This window comes from Rhizobium sp. SRDI943 (genome assembly GCF_057653695.1).
Genome location: NZ_JBYGKN010000002.1, coordinates 1,482,867 through 1,509,034, shown reverse-complemented (window position 1 = coordinate 1,509,034; position 26,168 = coordinate 1,482,867). Strand labels below are relative to the sequence as shown.

Sequence of the window (26,168 nt, the reverse complement as noted above, 5' to 3'; positions counted from 1 at the left end):
GATCTTTTTCCCAAGTAACTGCGCAATTTTGAACGAAAGCGCTTCAGTTGCGCAGTTACTATATGCCTCGATTCGTTACCAATTTACAAATGCTTAACCAAACCGCCCGTTTCCGCCCGCCGAGACGACCGGCGACGTCGGGAAGATTTGAGGCGGTGCGAGCCATGCCAATGGTTCGCAATGGTTGACAACACGGGTGACTTTCAAGCCAGCCGGAAATTCAAGAAATCCCCGGATAAATCCAATTTATCAATAGCCTGGACGCTGCCTCTCTATTTTCCGTCGTCCTTCAGGTAGTTGTTGCCGTTGATCACCAGAAGCCCGTCGGAACCTTTGTCCGGTTCGAATATGCTCATGGTCTCGGTCTTGCCGCTGGCGTCGGTCAGATCGAGGCGATAGCCGGAAAGTTTGTAGCGTCCGCTGGCGCCCGGCCGGTTGCTTGACGTGGTGACGCCCGATTTCGATCCGCCGACTTCGTTCGTCGTCGAGGCGCCCGACCAGCCTGTGCGTTCGAAAGTACCGTTTCGATGAAGCCTCAGCGTATGGCTGGACGCCACCGATCCCGACGAGGTCGCGGTCATGCCGCTCGAGGCGAAGGTGGATACCCATTCGCCGTCAAGTGTCGTGCTCTCATCAAATGGCGGCACGGCGCGATAGTCTGCCTCGGCAATCACCAGGTCTTCGCCCTTTTTCGAGAATGTCTTCGTCTCTGTCTCGATCGTGCCGTAGGCAGAGGTGACGCTGCGCGTTTCGATCGACCCGGCGGAGGAGAAGAAACCGCCGCCGACAAGCTTGTAGAGGCCGCAATCGGTCGGGGTCTCCTTACAATGTTCGGTGATGCTCCGGCCGCCCTTCGGGAGCTCTGTGCTGAACAGACCCTTCGGGTCGAAGATGGTGATCGTGCTGTCCGAATAAAAATCCATGCCGCCGAAGACATTCGGCCGGATTCCGGTATCGAGATGGGTGAAGACGCCGTCCAGCCCGCCATCGCCGCTCGTCGGCACGAGGTCGAAATCCTTGTCGGAAGGATCAAGCTTCACCGAGCGGACCAGGGCAGCGAAATCGGCCTCGGCGCCACTGCTTCTGTCACCGCTGACATTCAGCAGCACGAGCTGCAGAAAGGCCTGCCGCTTGTCGCCGGCGATGCCGACGACGATCTGGCTGATGCTGACGTTCTTCTGTTGGACGCAGCAGCGTTCTTCCGCGCGGATGTCATAGCCGTTTACCGAGACCCCGTAATGCTTGATCAGGATATCTTCCTTGGCCATGTCGGGCAGCGTCGCAACGAAGGTCTTCATGCCGGCCTGCAGGGAATTGCGCGCTGCCGCGAGCGGCTTGGTGATCTGAATCAGAGCATTGCCGCGCTTGTCGTCCTCCGTTTCCAGAAATTCCTTCTGGAGCATGAAGAGATTGCCCTTTCCGGCTTTCCTCCAGCCGGAAGCAGCATCGGGCAGGGTCACCGTCAGGCCGCCGATATCGGCGGGTGCGGCGAAGGATTGAGGGCTGGACAGTAGGGAAACGAGGACGAGAATGAAACCCAAGCCTGGTCTCACTCGACCGACCCGATCGATCTGTGCGTTGCCCATGTGCGCCTGCCCTCCTTTTCGACTGCTGCCGACGGGATTTGGAGCGGGGTGCGACGAGTTCAACCCTGAGCTTCATACAGGTTTCTTGAATGCTTCGAGGTGATGAACCCCGGCGACTTGGGTGAAAACACCCGAACCTCCAGAGTCGCGCCCCTCGACCTTCCGACGGACGCCGTCCTCAGCATCGGGCGGCAGGGTGCGCCTCAGATCACGGGTCTAAACCGGCCAACGTTGACGTAGCCGGCAAATGAATGTTTGCCATCCCTCGTTTTGCAGTGCACAATATTTGCTGTTAACAGGGATGTGAGCCGTTGAGAATTTGCATCTACAAATCAGATGAAGCTCCTGAAGTGACGCTGTTCTTACGAGAAGGCGTACCGGTGCCCGCACATCCGAAGAGCCAAAAGTGGCGGCACATAAAAGCGGTTGTTGGCGAAGAGGTAAGGGCCGACCTTCTGACCCAAATAGAGATCGGCAATGGATGTCTTTTTGTCAACCTTGGGGCATCCCCGAAGCACTGATCTAGGCGGCTGGGTTAAACGCTGCTCAACCGACACGGAATATGCTCGCTCATTATTGTACCCGCCGCCAATCTTTCAGGAGGCAAGCCTTGCCCCCCTCGTTCATCTCGATTTAAAGATTGCGGTGAGCCTTTGAGGGTTCTAATCGCAGCCAGATGAACGTTCTGTGGCGGGTCGATTTTAAGTCTCCTACCGGCCGGAAGAAAAGCCGCGCGGCCTACTCCCCCATCGATTGGTAGAGCCAGTCGGAAAGCGTCTGGCGCGCCATGCGCGCACCGGCGCTAGGAATCAGGGCGTCGTCGGTCAGTTCGACACCGAAATACGACGTGGATCGATCGGTTATCACCTGCCGTTCGTCTTCATTCGCGGCGAGATAGATCCGGGCGATTTCATCGATGCCGAACTGCTCCGGGCCGCCGATTTCGACGACATCGCCCAAGGGAGCACCAGCTGCCAGTTTCGCCAGGAACGCAGCGACATCCCCGGCTGCGACCGGCCTCATCAAGGCCGACGGCAATCGAAAGATATTGCCTTCCGCACCGATGTCGATCAATCCGTTTATGAACTCGTAAAATTGCGTCGAGCGGAGGATCGTATAGGGTCGACCTGCAGCCCGGATGAGATTTTCCTGCACCATTTTCGCGCGAAAATAATCGCTCTCCACGAGGCCCGGCGTGCCAACGACGGAGAGTGCGAGATAGTGCCGGATGCCGGCTTGCGCCGCAGCTGCGAGCAAGTTCTTCGTCGACGCCTTGAAGAAATCGAGCGCCGAACTGTCACCGAACGATGCGGCATTGGTCACGTCCACAACGACCTCGGTTCCCGCCATAACCACGTCCAGACCCTTGCCGGTAACCGTGTCGACGCCAAGCGACAAAGATGCGGCCGCGACGTCGTGGCCCGACCAGCGCAGCTTCTCGCTGAGCCGCGTTCCGATCAGACCGCTTGCTCCCACCACGGTGAATTTCATATCGGAATCCTCTGTTGCATCTCGTCTGCAATGCCTCACGCGGATCAACAATGACCGGAAAGCCGGACGCCTTCCATCGTGCCTGAGGTCTGGCGCCCTAGCCGTAGGGCATAGCGGAACCAGCCCGAAGCCTAGGATGCGCCATCGGGAAAACCGAGCATTCTTCCGATCCGTCGTTTGCCCGAAAATTCCGGCTACATTCCCGCGCAATGCATGGGTTTCCATGAGTTGCGGTTGTGGTGCAGCGGGATTACGGTTCGTAACATGAGCTCGCCAGCCCCGAAATCGAGAATGACTGCTGCAGGAAATGCTGACGATCCCCCGGTTCTCTCTGTCCGGCAGGAGCAGTTGATGCTGAGCGTCTGGTCGCACCGTCCCCGGCTCCTGCACCTGGGGCTTTTCTTCCTCGCCTATGTACTCGCCTGCGGCTTCGCACAGTCGCTGGCAATCGTGCCGGGAACGGGTATTTCCATCTGGCCTCCGGGCGGGCTCTTCGTCGCGACCCTCATCCTCGCTTCCAGGCGCAGCTGGTCATGGTGGATCCTGGCGGGCTGCCTGGCAGAGATGTTCAGCAATTTCCTGTGGTTCTACAGCCCGGTGCCTGCGGCCTTCCTGATCTATGTCGGCAACGCTCTTGGAGCAATGGTCGCGGCATGGCTGGTGAATCGAACCTTGAAGCATCCCGTTCAGCTGGAAACTCTGCGGGAAGTTCTCACATTCGTCATCCTGGCTGCCGGAATTGCACCGATCGTGAGCGCGACCGTGGGAAGTGCCACGCTTGCCGGGTTCGCGATCCAATCGCAATCCTTCGCGACGGCCTGGCCGCTATGGTGGATCGGAGACGCAACCGGTATTCTCATCGTCGCACCGCTGGCGTTGGTCCTCTTTCACAGCTGGCGCAGCAAGACGCAGTTCTCTGCCGCGCAATGGGTGGAAGCCTGCGTCCTGGCGCTGATCTTTCTCGGTGTGGCGGCTCTTTCACTGAGCGGCTACCTTCCCTTCGCCTATATCATCATGCCGCCTCTTCTTTGGGCCGCGGTCCGCTTCGAGTTCAAGGGCGCCGCCGTATCGCTCGCTCTGCTTGCTCTGATCACGGCGGTGTTCACGATAACAGGCGCCAGCCAATTTGCCGGCGATCCCGAATCCCAGAAACACAATCAGATCATGCTGCAGCTGTTTCTGGCCATCTCGGCATTTTCGGCGCTGATTGTCGCCGCCATATCCCGACAGCATCAGCAGGCGGTGCTCACTTTGCGCCAAAGCGTGGAGACATTACGCGAACGGGAACGGGAACTCTCACACCTCGTGGATATGGTTCCGAGCCACGTCTGGCGCCTGACGCCTGAAGGCGAGCCGAGCTTTTTCAACAAACGGATGGTCGATTTCCTCGGTCTCGATGTGGTGGATTTCGACAAGCCCGGCATGAGCCGGCTGGAGGCGGTTCTAGAGGCCACCATCCACCCCGAGGATGCGGCGGGGTTCGGAGACACCCTTCGTCATTGTCTCGTCAGCGGCGGCAGCTTTGCCATGCGCTATCGCCTGCGCCGTGCCGACGGCCTCTATCGCTGGATGTCGAGCCGTGCCGAACCAATGCGGGATCAGTCGGGGCGCATCGTCCAGTGGTACGGCCTTTGTCACGACATCGACGATCAGGTCCATGCCGAGGACGTTGTGCGGCGGAGCCAACAACAGCTCCAGCAGATCATAGACGCCGTGCCGGTCCGCATCTGGAGTGTGGAGCCCACCGGCGGCTCGTTCTATTTCAATAAGCGATATCAGGATCATTTCCGCTCCGTAATCGCCAATTTTGACGCTCTCGGTGAACCGCGTATCGACGATCTTCTGCAGCAGCTGGTTCATCCCGAAGACGCTCCCGATGTCCAGCGTACGCTCAGGAACTGTTTCGAGACCGGCGACGGCTCTGCGATGCGATTTCGCTGGCGCGAAAAGGATGACGTCTACCGTTGGGCGGAATGCCGGGTGGAGCCCCGGCGCGACGATGACGGAACGGTCGCGGAATGGTATGGCGTTTCTCTCGACATCGATGAAGAGGTACGCGCGCTGGAGGCGTTGCGCAATCGGGAGCGCGAACTCTCGCAGCTCGTCGACATGGTCCCGGTTCAGATCAGGCGTCTGACGCCGGAGGGCGAGCCGGTCTTTTTCAACAAGCGACTGATCGACTTCTTCGGTCTCGACGTAGGGGATATGGACAGGCCGGGCATGAGCCGGTTGGCGGCGGTCATTGGTACCCTCATCCATCCCGACGACGCCCCAATGGTGCTGGAGACGATCCACCATTCCCTCGCCAGCGGCGAACCTTTCTCGATAAAATATCGCATGCGTCGCGTCGACGGTGCCTATCGCTGGGTCGACGGTCGCGCGGAACCGCTGCGGGATCAAAGCGGCGCAATCATGCAATGGTATGTGATCTCAGTCGACATTGACGATGAGATGCGCGCGCAGGAAGCGCTACGCGACCGGGAGCGGGAGCTTTCGCAACTCGTCGATATGGTTCCCAGCCTGCTCTGGCGGCTCAATCCGGAAGGCGCTCCGACCTTCTTCAACAAGCGCCTGATCGATTTTCTCGGTCTTGAGATGGCGGATATGGACAGGCCGGGCATGAGCCGGCTGGCGGCACTCATCGAGGCCGCAGTCCATCCCGACGATGCGGCGATCCTTGAAGAAGCGCTTAACCATTCCTTCGCCACCGGCGAGCGCTTCTCCAGCCAATATCGCCTGCGGCGTGCCGATGGCGTCTATCGCTGGGTGAAAGGCAGTGCCGAGCCGCTGCGGGACGAGAGCGACCGGATCGTCCAATGGTATGGTCTGTCGCATGACATCGACGATCAACTGCGCGTCGAAGAGGCACTGCGGGAGAGAGAACGATCGCTCTGGCAGCTCGTTGAAACGCTGCCGGCAATGATCGATTGCGCAGCACCTGATGGAGAACCGATCTATCGCAGCCAGCAACTGCGCGACTTCCTCGGTTATAATCTCGATGAGTTGGATGGAACGGGCAAAACCCGGCTGGACGGCACACTCGATGCCGGTGTTCATCCCGACGATGTGGCAGGGGTCAAAGAAAACTATGCCCATTCATTGTCCACTGGCGAGCCCTATGCGCGTAGGCACCGTCTGCGGCGCCATGATGGTGAATATCGCTGGGTCGAGACGCGTGCGGCACCGATGCGCAATGCCGAAGGCGTCATCGTCCAGTGGAATGTCATCTGCCTTGATATCGACGGTGAGGTTCACGCGGAGGAAGATCTGCGTCGAGTGCGAGAGGGCCTTGCACGGGCGAGCCAAGTGGCGAGCCTCGCCGAGCTTTCAGCCTCCATCGCCCACGAGGTGAACCAGCCGCTTGCGGCCGTCGTGGCGAACTCACATGCCTGCCAGCGCTGGCTCATGGCCGAGCCGCCGAATATGGAGCGGGCACAGAGGACGGTCGAGCGCATCATCCGGGATGCCAACTCGGCGGCGGATGTCGTCAGCCGGATCCGCGCCCTGTTCAAACAATCCGTAGACAGGAGGATCTCATCGACGCTCTCCGGTATCGTCAACGAAGCGCGCAACCTCATGGCCGACGAGGCCTGGCGTCGTCACGTTCGGATGGAGGTGGAGGTCGACCCCACCCTTCCGCCGATCGCAATCGACCGCGTCCAGATCCAGCAGGTTCTGATCAATCTCATCCGCAACGGCATCGAAGCAATGGACGCCACGACAGGCGACAGGGTCGTCGAAATCCGCGTGCGCCAGATTGGGAATATCCTCCAGACTGAGATCAGCGATCGCGGACAGGGCATCGACTTTCCCGAAAAGATGTTTGAGCCGTTCTTTACGACCAAGGAAAACGGCATGGGCATGGGGCTGGCCATCTGCCGCTCGATCGTCGAGCTGCATGGCGGACGATTGTGGGCCGAGAAGAACAATCCGCATGGAGCGACGTTGCTATTCACCTTGCCCATAGAAACGAAGGCGGCGTCATGACGGGTGATGACCATATCGTCTTCGTCGTCGATGACGATGAACGTGTTCGGGAAGCGCTCAGCGAACTGCTGGACTCGCACGGCATGCGCGCCATCACCTTCGAATCGGCCGGCGACTACGTGAAAGCGGACAAGCCGGATGTGCCCTCCTGCCTCATCCTCGATATCGAGCTGCCTGACATCAACGGCCTCGATCTGCAGAAACAGATCGCCGACAGGGATCATCCGCCGATCGTCTTCATCACAGGTCACGGCGACATTCCCTCCTCGGTGCGTGCGATCAAGCACGGCGCGGTGGATTTCCTGACCAAACCCTTCAGCGATGCGGACCTGATGGCAGCAATCCACGCGGCGCTCGCTGAGGATCGGGAAAAGAGATCGCAACGCGCCGAACTCGATACGCTCAAACGACACTATCTCGACCTGACGCCACGAGAGCGCGAGGTGCTGCCGCTTGTCGTCAGCGGTCTTCTCAACAAGCAGGCAGCAGCCGAATTGGGGATCAGCGAAGTGACGCTGCAAATCCACAGAAGAAATGTGATGCAGAAAATGGCCGCGGCATCACTCGCCGATCTGGTGCGGATCGCGGAGAGATTGGAAATACCGATAACCCACTCGCGCCGAGTGGGAGGGAATTGAACATGAACAAGACAAGACACGTCGTGGCAATTGTCGATGACGACCCAAGGTTGCTTGAATCGATGGGCGACCTTCTTGAATCCGCGGGCTATGTGGCCCGCAGCTTCTCGTCGGCGGGCTCACTGCTCGTCAACGGGCTGTCGGACCTCGACCTGCTTATCACCGATATAGGAATGCCTGGCATCGACGGCTTCGAACTTCGTGACCTCGTGAGGAAGTCACGTCCGGAGCTGCCGGTATTCATGATCACGGGCCGCCACGAGATAGCGGATCAGGGGCGCGCTCAAGGCGCGAGCGGATTTTTCCGCAAGCCCTTCGACGCCCAGGCCCTGCTGGCGGCCATTGCCAACGCTTTGCATAAATCGACAGATGGAGGGTGACATGAGAGTTGACCAGCCGTTGCTGCGGAGATCGGCGCCGTTATCATTGCAGTGCAGTTATGATGAGAGCCAGCCGCTTGTCATTATCGTCGATGACGACGCATCGGTTCGCGAGGCGCTGTCGGAATTGATCCTGTCGGCGGGTTTCCAGTCGACCAGTTTTGCTTCGACCCGTGAATTGCTTGACGCCGATATTTTGGATAGCCCCGGCTGCCTGATCCTCGATGTGCGCATGCCGGGCGCAAGCGGCCTCCATCTGCAGCGTCATCTGGCCGAAAACGGCATTTCCAAGCCGATCATCTTCCTGACCGGACATGGCGATATCCCGATGACAGTCCAGGCGATGAAGGCCGGCGCCGTGGATTTTCTCACCAAGCCGGTGCGGGACCAGACGCTGCTCGACGCCGTGACTGCCGGCATTGCGATGGATGCCGAGCGACGGGCGGAAGCCGCGATCGCCGAGCGCAACATCAAGCGCCTGGAGACGCTGACGCAGCGCGAGCGCGAAGTTCTGCATGAAGTGGCTCGCGGCCGCCTCAACAAGCAGATCGCCTTTGATCTCGGCATCAGTGAAGTGACGGTGAAGCTGCATCGCAGCAATGTCATGCACAAGATGGAGGCCGCCTCCATCGGCGAATTGATCCGGGCCTGGGAAACGCTGCCCGCGCAAATGCGCCAAGTCGGTGCGCGCTAGCTTATAGGCGAAGGATGCCGGGCTCGAAGACGAGCCTGCCGCCGCTGTCCATTTGATGCGCGCCGTATCCGATTCGCGCCAAAAAAGACGATAGAGCGCCGATAATGGGTTTCGGCTCCGCACCCATGCGTTATCTCTAAATTAAAGCTCGGGGATATGACCTGTTGCCCGGCTTTGGTTCCCTAAAGGAGATCTCGCCTTGAACAATCAATCGTCAGTTGCGCCTTCCCCTGAAACCAACGCCTTCGACAACGAAGCAAACTTCCTGTCAGCCATGGGGAATGCCAAACGGCTTCACATTCTGCATCTGTTGGCCGAAGGAGAAATGTCCGTGAGCGTCCTGGCCGACGAGGTGGGATTGAGCCAATCTTCGACTTCCCAGCATTTGGCAATTCTTCGAGAACAGGAACTCGTGCAGACCCGAAGGGCTGCCCAGACGATCTACTATTCACTTCAATCCGCCGCAGCCACGGCGATGCTCGATACGCTCGCCGACATCTTCGGATGGCATCCTCGCTCTCCAGTGGAACGCGTCCAAGCCGTAGGCACCTGACGAAATGACGAAGCGTTGCTCTTGCGGCTCATGATTGGAGCATGATCTTGTAGGCAACTCGGGATCGGCGCAGCGGCAACGAAGAGCAGCGCAATGGCGAAGTCGGCGAAAAAGACAACTGCGGCTTGAGCGCAAGCGCCAAGCTGAGGCCCTTCAGGGGCGTCCTTCCAGGCCGGGATGCGGTGGCGCGGGAGTCCAGCGATGCTTCGCCCACATGCCCCCCCGCAACGCATCGATCCCTGATGTACGTTTGATGTACGCCTCCTAGACCACGGTGTGATTACGCCTCCATTGCGAATGGAGATAATGAATCACATCAGGAACGGAACAGTCAGGAGGAAGCGGCCATGACTATGGACGTAACGAACGGCCAGCGCCATGGAGGCGATCATGGACGTATATGAGGCAGTCAAAAGTCGACGGTCGGTGCGAGGGTTCAAAGACGAGCCTGTGGACAGGGAGGTGCTTGAGCGTGTGCTGTCCGCCGCAGCTTGGTCGCCGTCAGGATCGAACATCCAGCCGTGGAATACCTATGTGATGACCGGCGCATCGCTGGCAGAGCTCAAGACGTCCGCCGTCGAGCGCGTGGCCCATGGTGACCCCTGGGACAAGCGGCAGTACGAGATGTACCCGCACGAGCTGAAGCCCCCCTATGGGGAGCGCCGGTCCGCCTTCGGCAAGGAGCGCTACAGCGCGCTCGGCATTGCGCGCGAGGACTGGGAGGCGCGCCAGCGGGCAGCAATCGCCAACTGGAACTGTTTCGGCGCGCCCGCCGCCCTATTCTGCTACATCGACCGTGACCTCGGCCTACCCCAATGGGCCGACGTCGGCATGTATCTGCAGACCATCATGCTGCTGCTCCGCGCCGAAGGTCTGCACAGTTGCCCGCAGATGGCGTGGTCGCAGGTTCGCGAGACGGTCGCGGAGGTCCTGTCGCCCCCGGACGGGCTCATCCTCTTCTGCGGCATGTCGATCGGGTACGAGGACCCCACGGTTAGTTACGCCCGTACAGGCCGCGCCCCGCTCGACGAGACGGTCACGTTCCTCGGCGATTAGTGACTTGCGATCAAAGGACAGGAACCCCTTCTGTGATCCTAGCGTATGATACGTCCCTTATCATGCGAGATATTGGAGAACGCCATGACCACGCATAAAGTAGGCTATCTCATCGGCAGCCTTGCCAAGGGCTCGATCAACCGCAAACTCGCCAAGGCGTTGGTGCGGTTCGCCCCGCCGGAACTTGAAATGTCGGAGATATCCTTCAAGGACCTGCCACTCTACAGCTACGACTATGACGCCGACTACCCTCCGGCTGGCAAGGCATTCAAGGCGGCAATCGCAGCCGTCGACGCCGTGCTGTTCGTCACGCCCGAATACAATCGATCCATACCTGGCGGGCTGAAAAACGCCATCGACTGGGCTAGCCGCCCCTACGGCACCAACTCGTTCACACGCAAGCCGTCAGCGGTGATCGGCACGTCGCCGGGCGCGATAGGCACAGCGGTCGCCCAGCAGAATTTGCGCAGTGTGCTCAGTTTCTGCAACTCTCCCCAGATGAATGCCCCGGAAGCCTACATCCAGTTCACACCGGGGCTGATCACCGATGACGGCGAGGTCACGAACGACAAAACCGCGGATTTCCTTCGCACGTTCATGCAGGACTTCCATGTCTTCATCGCAAGGGTTCGCTCAGTGCTGCCGAAAGATGCCTAGAACTGGATGATTTTAGGCCCGTCGGCCTAAAATCTGAATCCTGTTCTAAATTAAAGAGTTAGAGCATGATGTCACCCGAAAACCGCTCACACTTTTCGGCATCATGCTCTAGAAGCGTCGCCCTGCGGGAGCTGGCCGGGCCATCCGGGCGGCCAGCTCCCGTTTTTAAAGCGGGCAATGCCCTCAGGCGAAGGCGTAGGAGCCGTCGGGCCGCTTCGGTACGCGCCGCTGCCAATGAATGTAGCCTTCCTCTTCCATCGCCTTCTCGTCCATTTCGACGCCCCAGCCAGGCCGGTCGGGACGCAGCTCCAGATAGCCGTCCTTCGGCAGATAGGGATCGACGACGTAACGGGTTTCCCCCTCCCGCTTCTCGATATCGAGGCCGCCATAGACGTAGGCCTGTCCCTTCGGCAGCCGGTATTCGAGGATGCGGAAATTCTGTGCCGCCGCCGAAAAATGAACGTTGACCGCCGTCGCAAGCGGACCCATCGGGTTGTGCGGGGCCACACCGACGAAGAAGGCTTCGGCAAGCGTGGCGATGCGGCGCATTTCGCTGATGCCGCCAACGACGCAGATGTCAGGCTGGATGAGGTCGGCGCCCTTGACCTGCAGCAGCCGCAGGAACTCGTTTCTGTTGTAGAGCGACTCGCCGGTCGCAAGTGTGCAGTTGAGCCCCTGTTTCAGATCGCCCCAGGCCTCGATATTTTCAGGACGCAGCGGCTCCTCGAAAAACAGAGGGTCGTAGGGCGCCAGCGCATTGCCGAGCTGGCGAGCGGCGATCGGCTCGAAAATCTTGGCATGGGCATCGAAGGCGATCTCATATTCGTCATCGACCGTTTCGCGAAGCGAGCGGAAATAATCCGCCGAGGCTTTGACGACATTGCCCCAGCGATTGGAGTGCATGTCGATACGCCAGGGGCTGAGCTTGAAGGCGGTGAAACCCCACCCCTCCTTCAGACGATCGAACTCGTCGCGGGCCGCCGGCGCATCCGGCGCGGTATAGACCCCGGCATAGACCTTGATGCGGTCGCGCACTTCGCCGCCGAGTAGCTTGTAGACCGGGACATTCACCGCCTTGGCCGCAAGGTCCCACAGGCAGTGATCGAGCGCGGAGATCGCGGCAAGACCGAGCGCCCCCGGCGGAAACCGGCTCTGCTGGATCAGCAGATTGACAAGATACTCCACGCGTGTCGGGTCCTGGCCGGAGACAAATCCATAGAGATAATCGAGCAGCGGCGGCAGCGCCTTGTCGGGGCCGTGATTGTAGCATTCGCCCCAACCCGTCAACCCGTCATCGGTGTCGAGCGCGACGATCACGCGCGGACGGTCCTTGTCGCGGGTCATGAAAACCCGCATGCGGTCGATCTTCATCCTTCTGTCCTTCTAGCGATTGAAATAGGTGCGGCGCGACTGGCGCGTCTGCACGTAGAGATGCTCGTTGTCGGTTCCGGTATTGTAGGCACCGGCACTTTGCGGCACCGAGACATTGCCGTTGCTGGGGAAGCGCGCCACGAAGGCCTCGTCGATATCGCAGCCAAGTCCCGGGCCATCAGGAACGGCGATCAAGCCGTCGACCTGTTGCGGATGCGGCACGATCGTCTGGCGGCGGCCATCCCAGTCGTCGTCGAGGCGCTCGAGGATGAGCGCGTTGGGGATCGCGGCGAGCAGATGCAGAGCCGCATATTCCGCCACCGGTCCGAGCGAACCCGAATGCGGCGCCATCTGGATATGATGGGCTTCGGCCATGGCCGCGATCTTCTTCATCTGGGTGATACCGCCGGCCCGGCCGGTGTCCGGCTGGATGACGTCGACCAGTTCCTTCTCGATAAGCTCACGCTCGCCGAAGATGGTCGCCGAGCGCTCGCCGGCGGCAAGCGGCACATGTGCTGCGTCGCGGATGCGCCGGTAGCCGTCGATATTCTCCGGCGCGATCGGATCTTCCACCCACATCAATTCATAGGGTTCGAGCGCCCGCACCAGCCGGCAGGCATCCGCCGGTGTCAGCCATGGCGGTCCGTGCAGATCGATAGCAATATCCATGTCGTCGCCGACGGCGTCACGCAGCGCGGCGACCTTGCGGACCGGATCGGCGACACCGCCGCACTTGATCGCCTTTATGCCGCGTTCCTTGATGGCAAGCGCGCGCTCGGGAGTATTCGCATGCGAGTAGATCGGAATCCGGTCGCGCATCTTGCCGCCGAGCAGCATCCAGACAGGCACACCGAGCGCCTTGCCTTTGATGTCCCATAACGCCATGTCGATGCCGGTCATCGCACCACCTCCGACCGTCCCGAGCATGCCATGTCCCATCATGGCGATATGCATCTTCTGCCATAGCCGTTCGGTATGGGCCGGATCTTCGCCGATAAGGAGTGGGGCGAGATCATGGATCGCTGTCTCGACGACGCGCGGCCACCCTGAGCATTCACCGATGCCGGTGATGCCCTCGTCGGTATCGATCTTCAGAAAGAGCCAGTTTCTGGTGCCGCCGAACTGTTTCGAGGCGCCACTGCTGGACCGTTGGTCGGAAGGCCAGTTCGCGGGATCAGGCTGACCGACATGCATGAGAAAAGTGCGGATTCCGGTGATTTTCATCGCTGCAAACTTCCATTCTTCAAAATCTCCGGCGCGACGTAGCGGAAACGCCTGGAATGGTCGCGATCACGCGGATCAGGGCGCGGGATCGCTGATATGAGCGCCTGCGTATAGGCGTGCTCGGGCGTGCGGCAGACCTTCTCCGCGTCGCCGATTTCGACGAGCTGGCCTTTGTACATGACGCCGACACGGTCGCACATGTAGCGGATAACGCCGATGTCATGACTGATGAAGATATAGGCGAGCCCGAGTTCGTCCTGCAGGCGCATCAATAGATCGAGCACCTGCGAGCGCACCGAGACGTCGAGCGCCGAGGTAGCCTCATCGGCAACGATGACGCGCGGATTAAGGGTGATGGCGCGGGCAATGCCGATGCGCTGGCGCTGGCCGCCGGAGAAGGCGTGCGGGTAGCGTTCGCGCGCCCTCGGGTCGAGGCCAACCTGCTCCATCAGATGGCAAACGCGCTCCTCCAGCGCCCGCCCCTTTGCGACGCCATTGACGAGCAGCGGCTCGCCGATGATTTGCGAGACGGTCATGCGCGGGTTGAGAGAGCCGAAAGGATCTTGAAACACCATTCGCAATTCCCGCCGTGCCGCGGCAAGCGTCTGACCTTTTGCCGTTGCCAGATCGATGATGTCGCCGTCGGCACGGCGATAGAGGATTTCGCCTGAAGTCGGATCGATCAGCCGCATGATCGAGCGACCCATCGTCGTCTTGCCGGATCCGCTCTCGCCGACGATGCCCAGCGTTTCGCCGGGCAGAAGCGAAATGGACACATCGTCCAGCGCTTTCACCTCGCCGAAATCCATCGATACATTGCGGAGCTCGAGGATCGGTGGCGCCGTCGTGTCGAGCGGCGGGCGCGCCAGCCGGATTTCGGCCTTCGCTTCCAGCTTCAGCACCGAGCCGATCAGCATGCGCGTATAGTCGTCTTTCGGTGCATGAAAGATCTGCTCGACCGGCGCATATTCCTTGGCGACGCCGTTGTGCATGACGAGCACATCATCGGCGATCTGCGCCACGACGCCCATGTCATGCGTGATGAAAAGAACGGCCATGCCCTTGGCCTTTTGCAGCCGGGCGATCAGGTCGAGAATCTCGGCCTGCGTCGTCACGTCGAGGGCCGTGGTCGGCTCGTCGGCGATCAGCAGCTGCGGTTTGCAGGCGAGCGCCATGGCAATCATCGCGCGCTGGCGCATGCCGCCGGAATATTGAAAGGCATATCGGTCCAGCGCTTTTTCCGGCGAGGGAATTTCGACCTGGCTGAGCAGCGATATGGCTTCAGCGCGCGCCTCTGCCTTGCTCATCCGGGTGTGAAGGCGAAGCGCCTCGACGATCTGGTTGCCGACCGTGTGGATCGGCGACAGCGACGACATCGGCTCCTGGAAGATCATGGCGATGTCGCGGCCGCGGATCGCCCGGATCTGACGCCCGCGCGGATTGAGGCTGGTCAGATCGATCGAGCCGCCGTTCTGATCGTTCAATATGATCGATCCGCCGGATATGCGGCCAGGCGCATCGACGATCTGCAGGATCGAACGCGCCGTCACCGATTTGCCGGATCCGCTTTCGCCGACGACACAGAGCGTCTTGCCCGGCTCGATCGAGAAACACAGATCGCTGACGGCGCGAAAGACGCCGGTGCGCAGAGGGAACTCGACCGTCAGATTTTTCACCTGGAGCAGCGGCCTGCCGGCAATAGGAGGGGTATCGGTCATGCCGGCCTCATTTGTTGTAGGGGTCGGCCGCATCGCGCAGGCCGTCGCCGAGAAGGTTGAGCGCCATCACGGCGACCACGACGGCACAGCCCGGCATGAAGAGCCATGGCGCGGTGGCGATCGAGCGAATGTTCTGGGCCTCGCGCAGAAGCACGCCCCAGGAGATGGTCGGCGGCTGCAGACCGAGCCCCAGGAAGGAGAGAGAGGTTTCGGCAAGAATCATTGCCGGCACCGCAAGCGTGATCGACGCGATGATATGGCTGGCAAAGCTTGGCAGCATGTGGCGAAAGATGATGCGTCTTTCGCGAACGCCGTCGAGCCTGGCGGCGGCGACAAATTCCTCGGTGCGCAAGGACAGGAAGCGGCCGCGCACGACGCGGGCGAGCTGCGCCCAGCCGGTCAGCGACAGGATGATCGTGATCATCATATATTGTAGCGTCGCAGGCCAGTCCTGCGGCAGGGCTGCGGCCATCGCCAGCCAGATCGGGATCGTCGGCAGCGACAGCACGAAATCGATCACCCGCTGCAGGAAGAAATCGATGCGGCCGCCGTAATATCCCGAGATGCCGCCGAGCACGATGCCGAGCATCAACGAGAAGAAGACGCCGACGAGGCCGATCGACAACGAGATCTGCGAACCCTGCACCGTTCGGCTGAAAACATCCCGCCCAAGCCTGTCGGCGCCGAACAGAAGCAGCGGCGTCGTCTTGTCGGGCGAGGCGATCAAATGGATGTTGGTCCTGAACAGGCCGAACACCGAATATTCATAGCCGCGCCCGAAAAACTGGACGTCGACACGTTTTGTCGTGTCTTCCTTGTAGATGGCGGCCAGCGTTTCCGGATCGCGGGCCAGCTTCATCGGATAATAATGCAGGCCGAACGAGAACCCGTTCTCAGTATCGATCAGACGCAATTTCTGCGGCGGGTGAAAGGTCGCCCGCGCATTTTGCAGGTACGGGTCGTTGATGGCGAAGAAGCCGGGAAGCAGGGCAACGATATACATCAGCACAGTGACGACAAGCGCCACCATGGCCAGCCGGTGCCGGCGGAAAGCCCACCAGATGAGCTGCCACTGCGATGCAACGGCGGCGCGATCCGGGGGAATGTTTGTAACGGTGATGTCGGCCACGTGGGGCTCCTATTCCAACCGAATGCGGGGATCGACCAGCGCAAGCAGGATGTCGCTGATCAGAGAGCCTATCAGCGTCAGCGCGCAGATCAGCAGGACGAAGGCGCCTGCGAGATACATGTCCTGAGCCATCAGCGCCTGCAGCAGCAAAGGTGCGGCCGTCGGCAGATTGAGGACGATGGCGACGACGACCGAGCCGGAGATGAGGTTGGGCAGCAGCCAGGCAATCGTCGAGATGAACGGATTGAGGGCGATCATCAGCGGATATTTCATCAGCAGCCGGAACTCTGAGAGACCTTTTGCCCGTGCCGTGGTGACGTATGGCTTCGGCAATTCATCGAGCATGTTGGCGCGCATGACGCGGATGAGGCTCGCCGTCGAGGAGACGGCAAGGATGATGACGGGAAGCCAGAGATGCGAGAAGAGGTCGACCATTTTGGCGAAGCTCCAGGACGCGTTCTCGTATTCCGGCGAAAAGAGCCCGCCGACATCCTGGCCGAATTCGACCGCCGCGACATACATCAGCACCAGCGCCAGCAGGAAGGACGGAACGGCTAGGCCGAAAAAGGTGAAGGCGGTGAAGAAATAGTCGCCGATCGAATATTTGCGCACGGCAGAATAGACGCCGATCGGCAGCGCGATCGCCCAAGTGGCGATCAATGTCGACAGAGCCAGAACGAGCGTCAGCGCCATGCGCTCCCAGATCAGGTCAGAGACCGGCTGCTGCCATTCGAAGGAAATGCCGAAATCGCCGCGTGTGAGAATGCCCCATATCCATTTGAAATATTGGACGAGCATCGGGTCGCCGAGGCCGAAGCGCTCGCGCAATTGCGCCGCCGTGTTCTGATCGACGATCTCGTTGGAGGCTGCCAGCGTCGCAATATAGGTCGTGACATAATCGCCCGGCGGCAGCTGGATCAGCACGAAGGCCAGGAAGCTGACGGCAAACAGCGATGGAATCATCCATAGGAAGCGTTTGGCGATGAAGACCAGCATGGGGCGCCTCTTGCATTGAACGCCGCCTTCCGGGCCTTGTCGGCCGTCAGGGCCGGCAAGGCATCTCGGAGGGCGAACTGAAAGAACGCGCCGCACCTGATGGTACGGCGCTCAAGACGAAAATCAGCTCGTGAAGGTGAATTGCTGCGGCATTGCCGGACCGGGATTGGGCCAGGACCAGCTATCCGGCTCCTTCTCGGGAACATTGCGCAGATTGTTGCGGATGATGCCGAAACCGCCGACGGCAAGGCAAAGGCCGACGGTCTCGAACTCCTCGGCCGCGATGTCGAAGATCTGCTTCATGATCGCGCCGCGCTTGTCGAGATCGGCCGTCGAACGCGCTTCGTCGAAGAGCTTCATGCGCTTCTTCTGGCTTTCTGGCGGTTCTTCGCCGCGTGCGCCGTTGGAGGTGTACCAAAGCGTCCACGGAATGGCGTAACGCGAACCCTGCGGATGGAAGGCGAAGAAATCGCGCGGATCGAGCATTGGATCGAGACCGCCAGGACCCGGCCACACCGCCGCGTCATGGGCGTTGTCGTCGCCGCGGGTGTAGTAGAGCGCCCGCTCGATCGTGTTGACCTTCATGTCGACACCGATCTGAGCCCAATGCGCCTTGACCAGTTCCAGGGCATCGACGAGGTCGGGATAAAGCGTCGGAATGACGTCGATCGAGAAGAACACCTTCTGGCCGTCGGGCCGGAGGCGGAAACCGTCGCCGCCTTTCTTGTAGCCGGCCTCATCGAGCATCGCGCCTGCCTTGTCGGCGTCGAATTCGGTGAATTGGCGCGCGTATTTTTCGTTATACCACGGATGGGTCGGACGCGGCCCTGCCTGGTAGGGCTCGCTCTGTCCGAAATAGACGATGTCGATGAGCTCCTGGCGATTGATGCCGATCGAAAGCGCTTGCCGGAACGCCTTGTCGGCAAACATCTTGCGCATGGCAGGATCTTTGTGGGTGATGTTGAAATAGATCTGGCACTGTTGCGAGGCCGAAGGCACGAGCGTCAGCAGCCGATAATCGCCCTTTTCCATGTTCTTGGACAGCGTCGGCTTGTTGGCGAGCACGCTGATGTGGCGTTCCTGTATGTCGATCTTTCCAGAGATGACTTTCAGCATCAGCGATTCGACGTCCTGTGAGATGCCGAAGTTGATTTCATCGATGTAGGGAAGCTGGTTGCCCTCGGTATCGACCTGCCAGAAATAGGGATTGCGGGTCATGACGACACGCGTCGCACCGCCGGCATAGGGCTCCTTGACCACCCATGGATCGAGCGTCGGCTTGTCGACATTGCCCCATCGCGACGGGATCTCGATGTCGCCGCAACGGCTGCGGAACAGCTCCGTCCAGCTGGTGACGCCGGCCTTCTTCGCATCGGCCTCGATATTGGGATTATATTTCGGCAGGAACTGGCTGCAGTAATGCTTCGGGAACAGCGTCGGATGCTGACCAAGCGGCGTGGCGAGGTTCTCCAGATAAAGCGCATTGGCCGCGGCAAAGGTGAACTTCACCGTGTAATCGTCGATCTTCTCGACGGTCACCGGCTTGCCGGCGACGGCAAGCTGCGCCGGTGTCGAGCTGTAGAGCTCGGTGTTCTTGACGCAGTCTTCGATCGCGAAAACGACGTCATCGGCCGTAAAGGGATGACCGTCCGACCAGCGCACGCCTTCGATCAGATGGAACGTGAATTGTGTTGCGTCGTCGCTGACTTCCCAGCGTTCGGCAAGGTTCGGCTGCACGGCGGTAAAGTCGAGGTTCCAGCGCACAAGGCTCTGGTTGCCGACCATACGCAGGATGCCGTTATGGTCGGATGAACCGCGAAGGCCGCGGCGCAGCGAACCGCCATAGGTGCCGACTTTCTCGAACGGCGTCACGACCATCGGCTTTTTCGGCAGGCGCTCGGCGAGCGGCGGCAGCTTTCCGTCCTTGGCGAGTTGCGCAAGTGCCGGCGCTTCACCGCCTGCGGCAGACACGCGACCGGCGATAGACAGCGCCGCGACACCAGCCATGCCACCAAGCACGGCGCGGCGGGTGACGCCACGCGACAGTATTTCTTTGGCCATCGAATTCCTCCCTTTTGCGCCGGCGCAGCCTTTGCACCGGCTGATGCGTCGGGCTCCCGACCCGACGCTGACGCCCTCCTCGGCGCGACGAGCGAAACCATAGACACGTTCTCAAATGATTACAAGAGTTGACAGATAATTACAAATTTTGTAGCCATGCTGCATTGAAATGCGACTTTGTGCCGCCGAAATGCGGTCTACAGGACGAAAAACGTTGAATCTGTCAGATGCTGTGCGCCGCCCTGAACATCATGGCCGGCAACAGCTAAGGTGCGGCCGCTGACCCGGCGCACGCGGCGTTGAGAGAAAAGGACCATGGTGACATTCGCGGTCGATGCCGTTTCGAACAGGGGCGCAACGCGCTTCAGCGACATCATCTACGAGAAGATCGTGGGGATGATCGCCGACGGCAACTTTCCGGTGAACGAACGACTGCCGCCGGAGACGAAGCTCGCCGCTGATTTCGGCGCATCGAGACCCGTCGTGCGCGAAGCGCTCGAACGCTTGAGAGCCGATGGGCTGGTCGTTTCGCGCAAGGGTTCCGGTTCCTATGTCAGGCAAAGGCCGGATTCGTCGATGCTGAAAATGGTACCGGTCGGCTCCTTGGCCGATGTCCAGCGGTTCTTCGAATTTCGCGCCGGTCTCGAAGCCGAGGCGGCGGAGCTTGCGGCGCGAAACTGGCAGCCGGACGACAGGGAGCGGATAATGGCAGCGCTTCTTTCGATCGAGCAATGTTTGCGCGACGGGGAGCTTGGTGCCGAAGAGGATCAGGCTCTGCATGATGCAATTGCCATGGCGACCGGTAACCAGTTCCACATCACCTTGCGCGAGTGGTTCAAGCCGCATTTCGCCATCGGGCATTCCGTTACGCGAAGCTTGAGCTTGAAGCGGACGCCGGAACAGATCCGCAGCGTCCAGGATGAGCATGCGGTGATCGTCGAGGCGATCTTCGCGCACCGGGAAACCGAAGCGCATGATGCGATGAAGACACACATACTGAATGCTCGCGCCCGGATGTTCCAGGGCGTTTGAGCGATAATGGGAGGAGAGACGATGAAACGGGTCGCTGTGACGGGTGCTGCCGGACGTGTGGGGACGCTGCTGCGCCCGCTTCTTCGGTCGCATTTCGAGCACCTCAGCCTGATCGATTTGCAGGAGCCTGACGGGCTTGGCGAAAACGAGACTTTCGTCAGGGCCGACTTTACAAAGCTCGACGAGGCGACGGCTGCGCTGAAGGATATCGACGGCGTCGTCCATTTGGCAGGTATCGCAAGCGGCATCGACATGAACGCCATTCTGCATGCGAACGTGCTTGGGACATACAATCTCTACGAAGCGGCGCGGATCAACAAGGTCCAGCGGGTCGTCTATGCATCGAGCAATCATGCCACGGGCTTTTATCCGCGCGGCCAGCTGGTGTCGCCGCTCGACCCGATGCGCCCCGATAGCCCCTATGGACTTTCCAAATGCTGGGGCGAACTTGTGGCGGGACTTTATTACGACACGTCAGGCATTCGCTCTCTTTCCATCCGCATCGGCAATGCGGGCACCTATCCCAATAGCGAACGATCGGTTGCGATCTGGATCAGCGCGCGAGACCTGGCGCAATTGGTCAGGATCGGCCTGTCGCACCCGTTGATCGCAGCAACAGTGGTCTACGGCGTTTCGGACACCGAAGAGATGTGGTGGGACAACGGTCTGGCGGCACGATTGGGCTACCAACCACAGGACCGGCCGCGTGATCACGCCCGCATCGAAGAGGGATCCGAAGGGCCGGTCGCGCTGGCGTTCCAGGGAGGCGGGTTCTGTGAGATCAATCACGACGGCACCATCCGCATGCGCGACGCCGAGGGTCTGGCCAAGAGCCTGGAGACGGTTGAATGACGGCGCCTCGGATCATCCGCCCGGACGTCCGCTCCGTGAGCGAACAGCCGCTGACGGTCGGTGAATCGCCGGTATGGGACGACGAGACCGGCACTTTGTGGTTCGTCGATATTCTGGCGCCAGCACTCGTTCGGCTCTCGGCTTCAGGAAAGAACGACCGCTTTGAGATGCCGGCCGCCATCGGCGCGCTCGGGCTTTGCCGCGATCAAAGGATCGTCGTGGCGCTCCAGACAGGCGTCCATCTCTTCGATCCCGTCTCCGGAGATTTCGAGTTTGTGTCCGATCCGGTCGGACGCGACATCAATTGCCGCCTCAACGATGGAAAGGTCGGTCCCGACGGGCACTTCTGGATCGGCTCGATCAGCGAATCCAAGCCACAGATCGATGAGGCCGCACTTTTCCGCGTGGGCGCCGACGGCAGCACGCGGACCGTGGCCACGAAACTGACGAGCTCCAATGGCCTTGCCTGGTCGCCGGACGGCCGGCGGATGTATCATTCCGACAGCCGGCAATGCTTCCTGCAGGCATTCGATTTCGATCCTGATACGGGCGACCTCGGCGATGGGCGCCGGCTTCGCAGCTTCACGGAAGACGAGGGTCGGCCGGATGGAGCGACAACCGATCGTGACGGGTTCTACTGGAGCGCCGGGGTTTCCGCCGGTCACCTCAACCGTATTTCGCCTGAAGGCGACATCGTCGAAATCTACATTCTGCCGGTCGCTGCACCGACGATGCCGTGTTTCGGGGGGCCGAATCTGCGCACCCTCTACGTCACGAGCCTGTCGACAGACCGCACCGGACGTTTCGAGGCGGGGAAGGTCATCGCCTTCGATGTGGATGCAGAGGGCCTGCCGCCGTTTCGCTTCGGGGCCAATCATCCCTCCGGGATGGCAGCGGCCGATCACCCTTCGGGTGACGGCGGATTGATGAAAGATAACGGGGAAGAAAGATGAGCATCGCAACCATGCGCAAGGCGCTTACAGGCGTATCGGGTGTTCCCGTCACCGCCTATGACGGCAAAGGTGAAGTCGAACCACGGATCACGGCGAAAGTCTATGAGCGGGTGGCGGCAGCCGGCATTCACAACATCGTCGCTGCCGGCAATACCGGGGAATTCTATGCTCTGACGCCGCAGGAAATCCGGATCGTCCATGAGGCGGCGGTTTCAGGCGTCAACGGCAAGGCGCCGGTGACGGCGGCAATCGGCCGGTCGCTGCGCGAGGCGATCGGCATGGCGAAAGATGCGGCGACGATCGGCGCATCCGCCGTCATGTCTCATCAGCCCGTCGATCCTTTCGCAGCACCTGCGGCCCAGATCGACTATTTCTGCAATCTTGCGGATGCTTCCACCCTGCCGCTCGTCGCCTATGTCAGGGCAGAGGGTTTCGGCGTCGACGATATCATTCGTCTCGCAAACCACGGCAATATTGCCGGCATCAAATTTGCCACGACCGATCTGATGCTGTTGTCCAGAGCGATCGCTGCGGCCGATCCGGCCGGCGCACTGTTCGTCTGCGGCCTGGCGGAGAGCTGGGCGCCGACATTTACGGCTGCGGGTGCGCGCGGCTTCACATCCGGCCTCGTCAATGTTGCGCCGCATCTGTCGCTTGCCGTTCACAATGCGCTCGAAAGAGGAGACTTCGGCGCGGCCAGGGCTATCGTCAACCAGCTTGAACCATTCGAGAGGATGCGGACAAAATTCCGCAATGGCGCGAACGTGACTGTCGTCAAGGAGGCCGTCACCTATTCCGGCCTCGATGTCGGCCCCGTGCGCGTGCCGGGATTGCCGCTGCTCGATCGGCATGATCGCGAGGAACTCCATCGGCTGCTTCGGGGCTGGGATGCCGCCGGCAACAACCAGATCCGTCCACACCAGCAGGATTCCGCAAAGGCGGCCGGCTGAGTTCAACACGAGAGCGGCTCAACTTTTCATGGAAGCGCAGAGCCGCTCTAACCCTTTGTTTTTACGTAATTCCGGACGGAAAACCGCTTCACACATTTTCTGGAATTGCTCTATTTCCGCCAACAACAGGATTGGGAGGTCTTGAGATGCTGAGACAAGTACTAACAACGATCGCAATTACCGGCGCCATGATGACGGCGCAGCCCAGCTTCGCGGCGTCGCCGCCCAATATGCTGGTGATCGGCACCAATCTCACCGGCATAAGGACGCTCGATCCGGCGCAGAACAATGCCCGCACGGTTTCCGAACTGATCTCGAATATTTACGACAACCTCGTGCAGCTGTCGCCGGACGACCTTAAAACGCTGAAGCCGATGCTCGCGAAGCAATGGAGTGTCTCGGCGGATGGCAAGATCATCACACTGACATTACGCGACGACGCGGTCTTCCAGAGCGGCAACAAGGTCACCGCCGAGGATGCGGCCTGGTCGATCCAGCGCGTCATCAAGATGGGTCAGGTCGGCTCCACCGACATCGCGCTCTGGGGTTTCACGCCTGAAAACGTCGAAAAGCTCGTTCGCGCAAAAGACGAACACACGCTCGAGATCGAGCTGCCGCAGGCGGTCAATACCGATCTGGTGCTCTATTCGCTGGCGGGCTCGTCGATCGGCATCGTCGACAAGAAGACGGTACTGTCGCACGAGGCAAACAGCGATTTTGGCGGCGCCTGGCTTTCCGCCAATTCCGCCGGCAGCGGCCCATTCAGCCTGGCGCAGTGGCGGCCGAACGATGTCGCGATCTTCAATGCCCAGCCGAAATATTGGGGCGGCAAGCCGGCCATGGCCCGTGTCGTTGCCCGTCACATCCCGGAATCCGGCAATCTCCGGCTTCAGCTCGAAGCCGGCGACGTCGATGTCGGCCAATATGTTTCAAGCGGCGACCTCGGTGCGCTCGCCACCAAGAAGGACATGGTCATCGAGAATGTCCCGGGTCTCGGCTTCTACTATATCGCCCTCAATCAGAAAGACCCGGATCTGCAGAAGCCAAAGGTTCGCGAGGCCTTCCAGCATGCCTTCGACTGGAAAGCGATCTCCGGCAACATCATGCGCTATACGGGCTTTCCCTGGCAGTCGATGATCCCGCGCGGCATGATCGGCGCTCCCGGTGAGGCGGCGGTCCGCTACGATTACGATCCCGCCAAGGCCAAGCAGTTGCTGGCGGAAGCCGGATATCCCAATGGCCTGAAGAAGGTGCTCAATCCGTCGGGAGCCGCGACCCTGCCCTTCGCCGAAGCGCTGCAGGCGAGTGCGCGCGCCGCCGGCCTTGATCTCGATCTCGTGCCCGGCGAGTTCACGCCCGCCTTCCGCGAGCGCAAATTCGAAGTGCTGCTCGGCAATTCCGGCGCCCGCCTGCCCGATCCCTTCGCGGTCGCCACGCAATATGCCTTCAACCCCGACAATAGCGACGAGGCACGCCTCGGCAGCTATTACCTCTGGCGCACGGGCATGAAGGTGGACGAGCTCAACACGCTCATCGACCAATCGATGAAGGAGCGCGACACGGAAAAGCGCACAGACATCTTCAAGAAGATGGATGGCATCTATGCCGGCATGGCTTCGCCGCTGGTCATCTTCTTCCAGCGAACCGACCCCTATGTCATGCGCGCCAACGTCAAGGGCTATCACGGGCATACGACATGGTCGACGCGCTGGCATGACGTGACCAAGGAGTAGAACGCCGTGGCGAGCGCCGATCTGACATCGAAGTCTGAGAGCAGCCGTGGTTCCACGAAGGGCGGGTTCGCCGAGGCGGCCCCGCACCCGGCGCTGAGCCTGCTGCGGCGCCTGGCGGGACGCGTCGTGGCAGTCGTGACGACGCTGCTTGGCCTGCTCTTCCTGACCTTCTCGATGGGCCGCCTGCTGCCCGCCGACCCGGTGCTCGCCATCACCGGGGCGGAGGTCAGCAAGGATGTTTACGATCGCGTCTATAACGAGCTGGGTCTCGGGCAGCCGATCTGGATGCAGTTCCTCTCCTACGTCGGCAAGATCGCCACAGGCGATCTCGGCATGTCGGCGACGACGGGCCAGCCGATCCTCACCGATCTCCTGACAATCTTTCCCGCAACGATCGAACTTGCGATCATCGCCATGATCATCGGGGCGATCGTCGGCATTCCCTTAGGGATCACCGCCGCGGTCAGGCGGGGAACCGTTATCGACCACATTGCGCGGATCGTCGCCCTTGCCGGCCACTCCATCCCGATCTTCTGGACCGGGCTGATGGCACTCTTCGTCTTTTATGCGAAGCTGAAGCTCGTCGGCGCCTCGGGCCGGATCGATGTCTTCTATGAAGGCCTCGTCACGCCGATGACGGGCTTTCTCCTGATCGACGCAGCGATTCAGGGCCAATGGGACGTGTTTTACAACGCCCTTGGCCACATCATCCTGCCGGCCGCCATCCTCGGCTACTATTCCGTCGCCTATATCAGCCGCATGTCGCGAAGCTTCATGCTGGAGCAACTGAGCCAGGAATACATCATCACCGCCCGGGCCAAGGGGCTTGGCACCCGCAAGGTGGTCTGGCGCCATGCATTCAAGAACATCCGCGTACAGCTCCTGACGATCATGGCGCTGACCTTCGGCGGGCTGCTCGAAGGCGCGGTGCTGATCGAGACCGTCTTCGGGTGGCCGGGGCTCGGCCAGTACCTGACGCGGGGGCTGCAGATGAACGACATGAACGTGGTCATGGGTTCGGTGCTGACGATCGGCGCCGTCTTCCTGACGATCAACATCCTGTCGGACTTCCTTTATCGCATTCTTGATCCGAGGACACGGTGACGC

Annotated in this window: 21 protein-coding genes; 13 read left to right on the top strand and 8 right to left on the bottom strand. The window is 60.6% G+C overall.

From position 1 onward, the window contains the following. Nucleotides 1-272 precede the first annotated feature (272 nt). Both AC245Y_RS31285 and AC245Y_RS31280 read right to left on the bottom strand, forming a co-directional pair. Nucleotides 273-1,586 (bottom strand): hypothetical protein, encoded by a 1,314-nt coding sequence (locus AC245Y_RS31285; RefSeq protein WP_017996284.1) that lies wholly within the window; start codon nt 1,584-1,586, stop codon nt 273-275. A gap of 738 nt (nt 1,587-2,324) precedes the next feature. Beyond that, nucleotides 2,325-3,077, bottom strand: a complete 753-nt coding sequence (locus tag AC245Y_RS31280; RefSeq protein WP_017996285.1) for an SDR family oxidoreductase — start codon at nt 3,075-3,077, stop codon at nt 2,325-2,327. 351 nt (nt 3,078-3,428) lie between these two features. Between AC245Y_RS31280 and AC245Y_RS31275 the strand changes: the two genes are divergently transcribed. The 7 genes from AC245Y_RS31275 (at nt 3,429) to AC245Y_RS31245 (ending at nt 11,042) form a co-directional block, all read left to right on the top strand. After that, on the top strand, nt 3,429-7,064 hold the full coding sequence (locus AC245Y_RS31275) for a PAS domain-containing protein (RefSeq protein WP_017996286.1): 3,636 nt from the start codon (nt 3,429-3,431) through the stop codon (nt 7,062-7,064). Next, nucleotides 7,061-7,702, top strand: coding sequence for a response regulator transcription factor (locus tag AC245Y_RS31270; RefSeq protein ID WP_017996287.1), 642 nt, complete (start codon nt 7,061-7,063; stop codon nt 7,700-7,702). Before AC245Y_RS31275 ends, AC245Y_RS31270 begins: the two co-directional genes overlap by 4 nt. 2 nt (nt 7,703-7,704) lie before the next feature. Continuing rightward, nucleotides 7,705-8,082 (top strand): response regulator, encoded by a 378-nt coding sequence (locus AC245Y_RS31265; protein ID WP_003550117.1) that lies wholly within the window; start codon nt 7,705-7,707, stop codon nt 8,080-8,082. Nucleotide 8,083: 1 nt separating this feature from the next. Beyond that, nucleotides 8,084-8,776: a response regulator transcription factor gene (locus tag AC245Y_RS31260; RefSeq protein WP_017996289.1), complete on the top strand. Its 693-nt coding sequence runs from the start codon at nt 8,084-8,086 to the stop codon at nt 8,774-8,776. A gap of 199 nt (nt 8,777-8,975) precedes the next feature. After that, nucleotides 8,976-9,329, top strand: coding sequence for an ArsR/SmtB family transcription factor (locus tag AC245Y_RS31255; RefSeq protein ID WP_017996291.1), 354 nt, complete (start codon nt 8,976-8,978; stop codon nt 9,327-9,329). A 390-nt stretch (nt 9,330-9,719) separates the two neighbouring features. After that, a complete protein-coding gene (locus tag AC245Y_RS31250; protein ID WP_026157589.1) occupies nt 9,720-10,385 on the top strand; it encodes a nitroreductase in 666 nt (221 codons plus the stop codon). A gap of 84 nt (nt 10,386-10,469) precedes the next feature. After that, nucleotides 10,470-11,042 (top strand): NADPH-dependent FMN reductase, encoded by a 573-nt coding sequence (locus tag AC245Y_RS31245; RefSeq protein ID WP_003562623.1) that lies wholly within the window; start codon nt 10,470-10,472, stop codon nt 11,040-11,042. Between the two features lie 183 nt (nt 11,043-11,225). On the opposite strand, the gene AC245Y_RS31240 is transcribed toward AC245Y_RS31245, so the two are convergent. The 6 genes from AC245Y_RS31240 to AC245Y_RS31215 all read right to left on the bottom strand — a co-directional run bounded on the left by AC245Y_RS31240 (nt 11,226) and on the right by AC245Y_RS31215 (nt 19,541). Next, the gene (locus tag AC245Y_RS31240) at nt 11,226-12,413 is read right to left on the bottom strand and encodes a galactarate dehydratase (RefSeq protein ID WP_017996294.1); all 1,188 of its coding nucleotides are present in this window, start codon (nt 12,411-12,413) and stop codon (nt 11,226-11,228) included. Between the two features lie 12 nt (nt 12,414-12,425). Then, a complete protein-coding gene (locus tag AC245Y_RS31235; RefSeq protein WP_017996295.1) occupies nt 12,426-13,637 on the bottom strand; it encodes a mandelate racemase/muconate lactonizing enzyme family protein in 1,212 nt (403 codons plus the stop codon). Continuing rightward, the gene (locus tag AC245Y_RS31230; protein ID WP_017996296.1) at nt 13,634-15,355 is read right to left on the bottom strand and encodes an ABC transporter ATP-binding protein; all 1,722 of its coding nucleotides are present in this window, start codon (nt 15,353-15,355) and stop codon (nt 13,634-13,636) included. The genes AC245Y_RS31235 and AC245Y_RS31230 overlap by 4 nt, the downstream gene beginning before the upstream one ends. 7 nt (nt 15,356-15,362) lie before the next feature. After that, nucleotides 15,363-16,484, bottom strand: coding sequence for an ABC transporter permease (locus tag AC245Y_RS31225; protein ID WP_017996297.1), 1,122 nt, complete (start codon nt 16,482-16,484; stop codon nt 15,363-15,365). Nucleotides 16,485-16,493: 9 nt separating this feature from the next. After that, nucleotides 16,494-17,480: an ABC transporter permease gene (locus AC245Y_RS31220; protein WP_003562632.1), complete on the bottom strand. Its 987-nt coding sequence runs from the start codon at nt 17,478-17,480 to the stop codon at nt 16,494-16,496. A 123-nt stretch (nt 17,481-17,603) separates the two neighbouring features. After that, nucleotides 17,604-19,541: an ABC transporter substrate-binding protein gene (locus tag AC245Y_RS31215; RefSeq protein WP_017996298.1), complete on the bottom strand. Its 1,938-nt coding sequence runs from the start codon at nt 19,539-19,541 to the stop codon at nt 17,604-17,606. A gap of 318 nt (nt 19,542-19,859) precedes the next feature. Here AC245Y_RS31215 and AC245Y_RS31210 point away from each other — a divergent pair, with 318 nt between their 5' ends. The 6 genes from AC245Y_RS31210 (at nt 19,860) to AC245Y_RS31185 (ending at nt 26,165) form a co-directional block, all read left to right on the top strand. After that, entirely contained in the window at nt 19,860-20,573 is a 714-nt protein-coding gene (locus AC245Y_RS31210; protein ID WP_026157590.1) for a FadR/GntR family transcriptional regulator, read from the top strand. Between the two features lie 21 nt (nt 20,574-20,594). Next, nucleotides 20,595-21,425: an NAD-dependent epimerase/dehydratase family protein gene (locus tag AC245Y_RS31205; protein ID WP_003562638.1), complete on the top strand. Its 831-nt coding sequence runs from the start codon at nt 20,595-20,597 to the stop codon at nt 21,423-21,425. Next, the gene (locus tag AC245Y_RS31200; RefSeq protein ID WP_017996300.1) at nt 21,422-22,378 is read left to right on the top strand and encodes an SMP-30/gluconolactonase/LRE family protein; all 957 of its coding nucleotides are present in this window, start codon (nt 21,422-21,424) and stop codon (nt 22,376-22,378) included. The genes AC245Y_RS31205 and AC245Y_RS31200 overlap by 4 nt, the downstream gene beginning before the upstream one ends. Then, nucleotides 22,375-23,328 carry a dihydrodipicolinate synthase family protein gene (locus tag AC245Y_RS31195; protein WP_017996301.1) on the top strand — a complete coding sequence of 318 codons (954 nt, stop codon included), beginning with the start codon at nt 22,375-22,377 and terminating at the stop codon, nt 23,326-23,328. Before AC245Y_RS31200 ends, AC245Y_RS31195 begins: the two co-directional genes overlap by 4 nt. 146 nt (nt 23,329-23,474) lie before the next feature. Continuing rightward, nucleotides 23,475-25,061: an ABC transporter substrate-binding protein gene (locus AC245Y_RS31190; protein ID WP_017996302.1), complete on the top strand. Its 1,587-nt coding sequence runs from the start codon at nt 23,475-23,477 to the stop codon at nt 25,059-25,061. 6 nt (nt 25,062-25,067) lie between these two features. After that, nucleotides 25,068-26,165, top strand: a complete 1,098-nt coding sequence (locus AC245Y_RS31185; RefSeq protein ID WP_017996303.1) for an ABC transporter permease — start codon at nt 25,068-25,070, stop codon at nt 26,163-26,165. Nucleotides 26,166-26,168 lie beyond the last annotated feature (3 nt).

Bases quoted from the DNA above. Each gene is read 5' to 3' on its own strand.
- AC245Y_RS31275 (WP_017996286.1), top strand. From the start codon at position 3,429: ATGCTGAGCGTCTGGTCGCACCGTCCCCGGCTCCTGCACCTGGGGCTT.
- AC245Y_RS31280 (WP_017996285.1), bottom strand. From the start codon at position 3,077: ATGAAATTCACCGTGGTGGGAGCAAGCGGTCTGATCGGAACGCGGCTC.
- AC245Y_RS31235 (WP_017996295.1), bottom strand. From the start codon at position 13,637: ATGAAAATCACCGGAATCCGCACTTTTCTCATGCATGTCGGTCAGCCT.
- AC245Y_RS31265 (WP_003550117.1), top strand. From the start codon at position 7,705: ATGAACAAGACAAGACACGTCGTGGCAATTGTCGATGACGACCCAAGG.
- AC245Y_RS31195 (WP_017996301.1), top strand. From the start codon at position 22,375: ATGAGCATCGCAACCATGCGCAAGGCGCTTACAGGCGTATCGGGTGTT.
- AC245Y_RS31285 (WP_017996284.1), bottom strand. From the start codon at position 1,586: ATGGGCAACGCACAGATCGATCGGGTCGGTCGAGTGAGACCAGGCTTG.
- AC245Y_RS31190 (WP_017996302.1), top strand. From the start codon at position 23,475: ATGCTGAGACAAGTACTAACAACGATCGCAATTACCGGCGCCATGATG.
- AC245Y_RS31215 (WP_017996298.1), bottom strand. From the start codon at position 19,541: ATGGCCAAAGAAATACTGTCGCGTGGCGTCACCCGCCGCGCCGTGCTT.
- AC245Y_RS31200 (WP_017996300.1), top strand. From the start codon at position 21,422: ATGACGGCGCCTCGGATCATCCGCCCGGACGTCCGCTCCGTGAGCGAA.
- AC245Y_RS31250 (WP_026157589.1), top strand. From the start codon at position 9,720: ATGGACGTATATGAGGCAGTCAAAAGTCGACGGTCGGTGCGAGGGTTC.
- AC245Y_RS31230 (WP_017996296.1), bottom strand. From the start codon at position 15,355: ATGACCGATACCCCTCCTATTGCCGGCAGGCCGCTGCTCCAGGTGAAA.
- AC245Y_RS31245 (WP_003562623.1), top strand. From the start codon at position 10,470: ATGACCACGCATAAAGTAGGCTATCTCATCGGCAGCCTTGCCAAGGGC.
- AC245Y_RS31270 (WP_017996287.1), top strand. From the start codon at position 7,061: ATGACGGGTGATGACCATATCGTCTTCGTCGTCGATGACGATGAACGT.
- AC245Y_RS31260 (WP_017996289.1), top strand. From the start codon at position 8,084: ATGAGAGTTGACCAGCCGTTGCTGCGGAGATCGGCGCCGTTATCATTG.
- AC245Y_RS31205 (WP_003562638.1), top strand. From the start codon at position 20,595: ATGAAACGGGTCGCTGTGACGGGTGCTGCCGGACGTGTGGGGACGCTG.
- AC245Y_RS31220 (WP_003562632.1), bottom strand. From the start codon at position 17,480: ATGCTGGTCTTCATCGCCAAACGCTTCCTATGGATGATTCCATCGCTG.
- AC245Y_RS31240 (WP_017996294.1), bottom strand. From the start codon at position 12,413: ATGAAGATCGACCGCATGCGGGTTTTCATGACCCGCGACAAGGACCGT.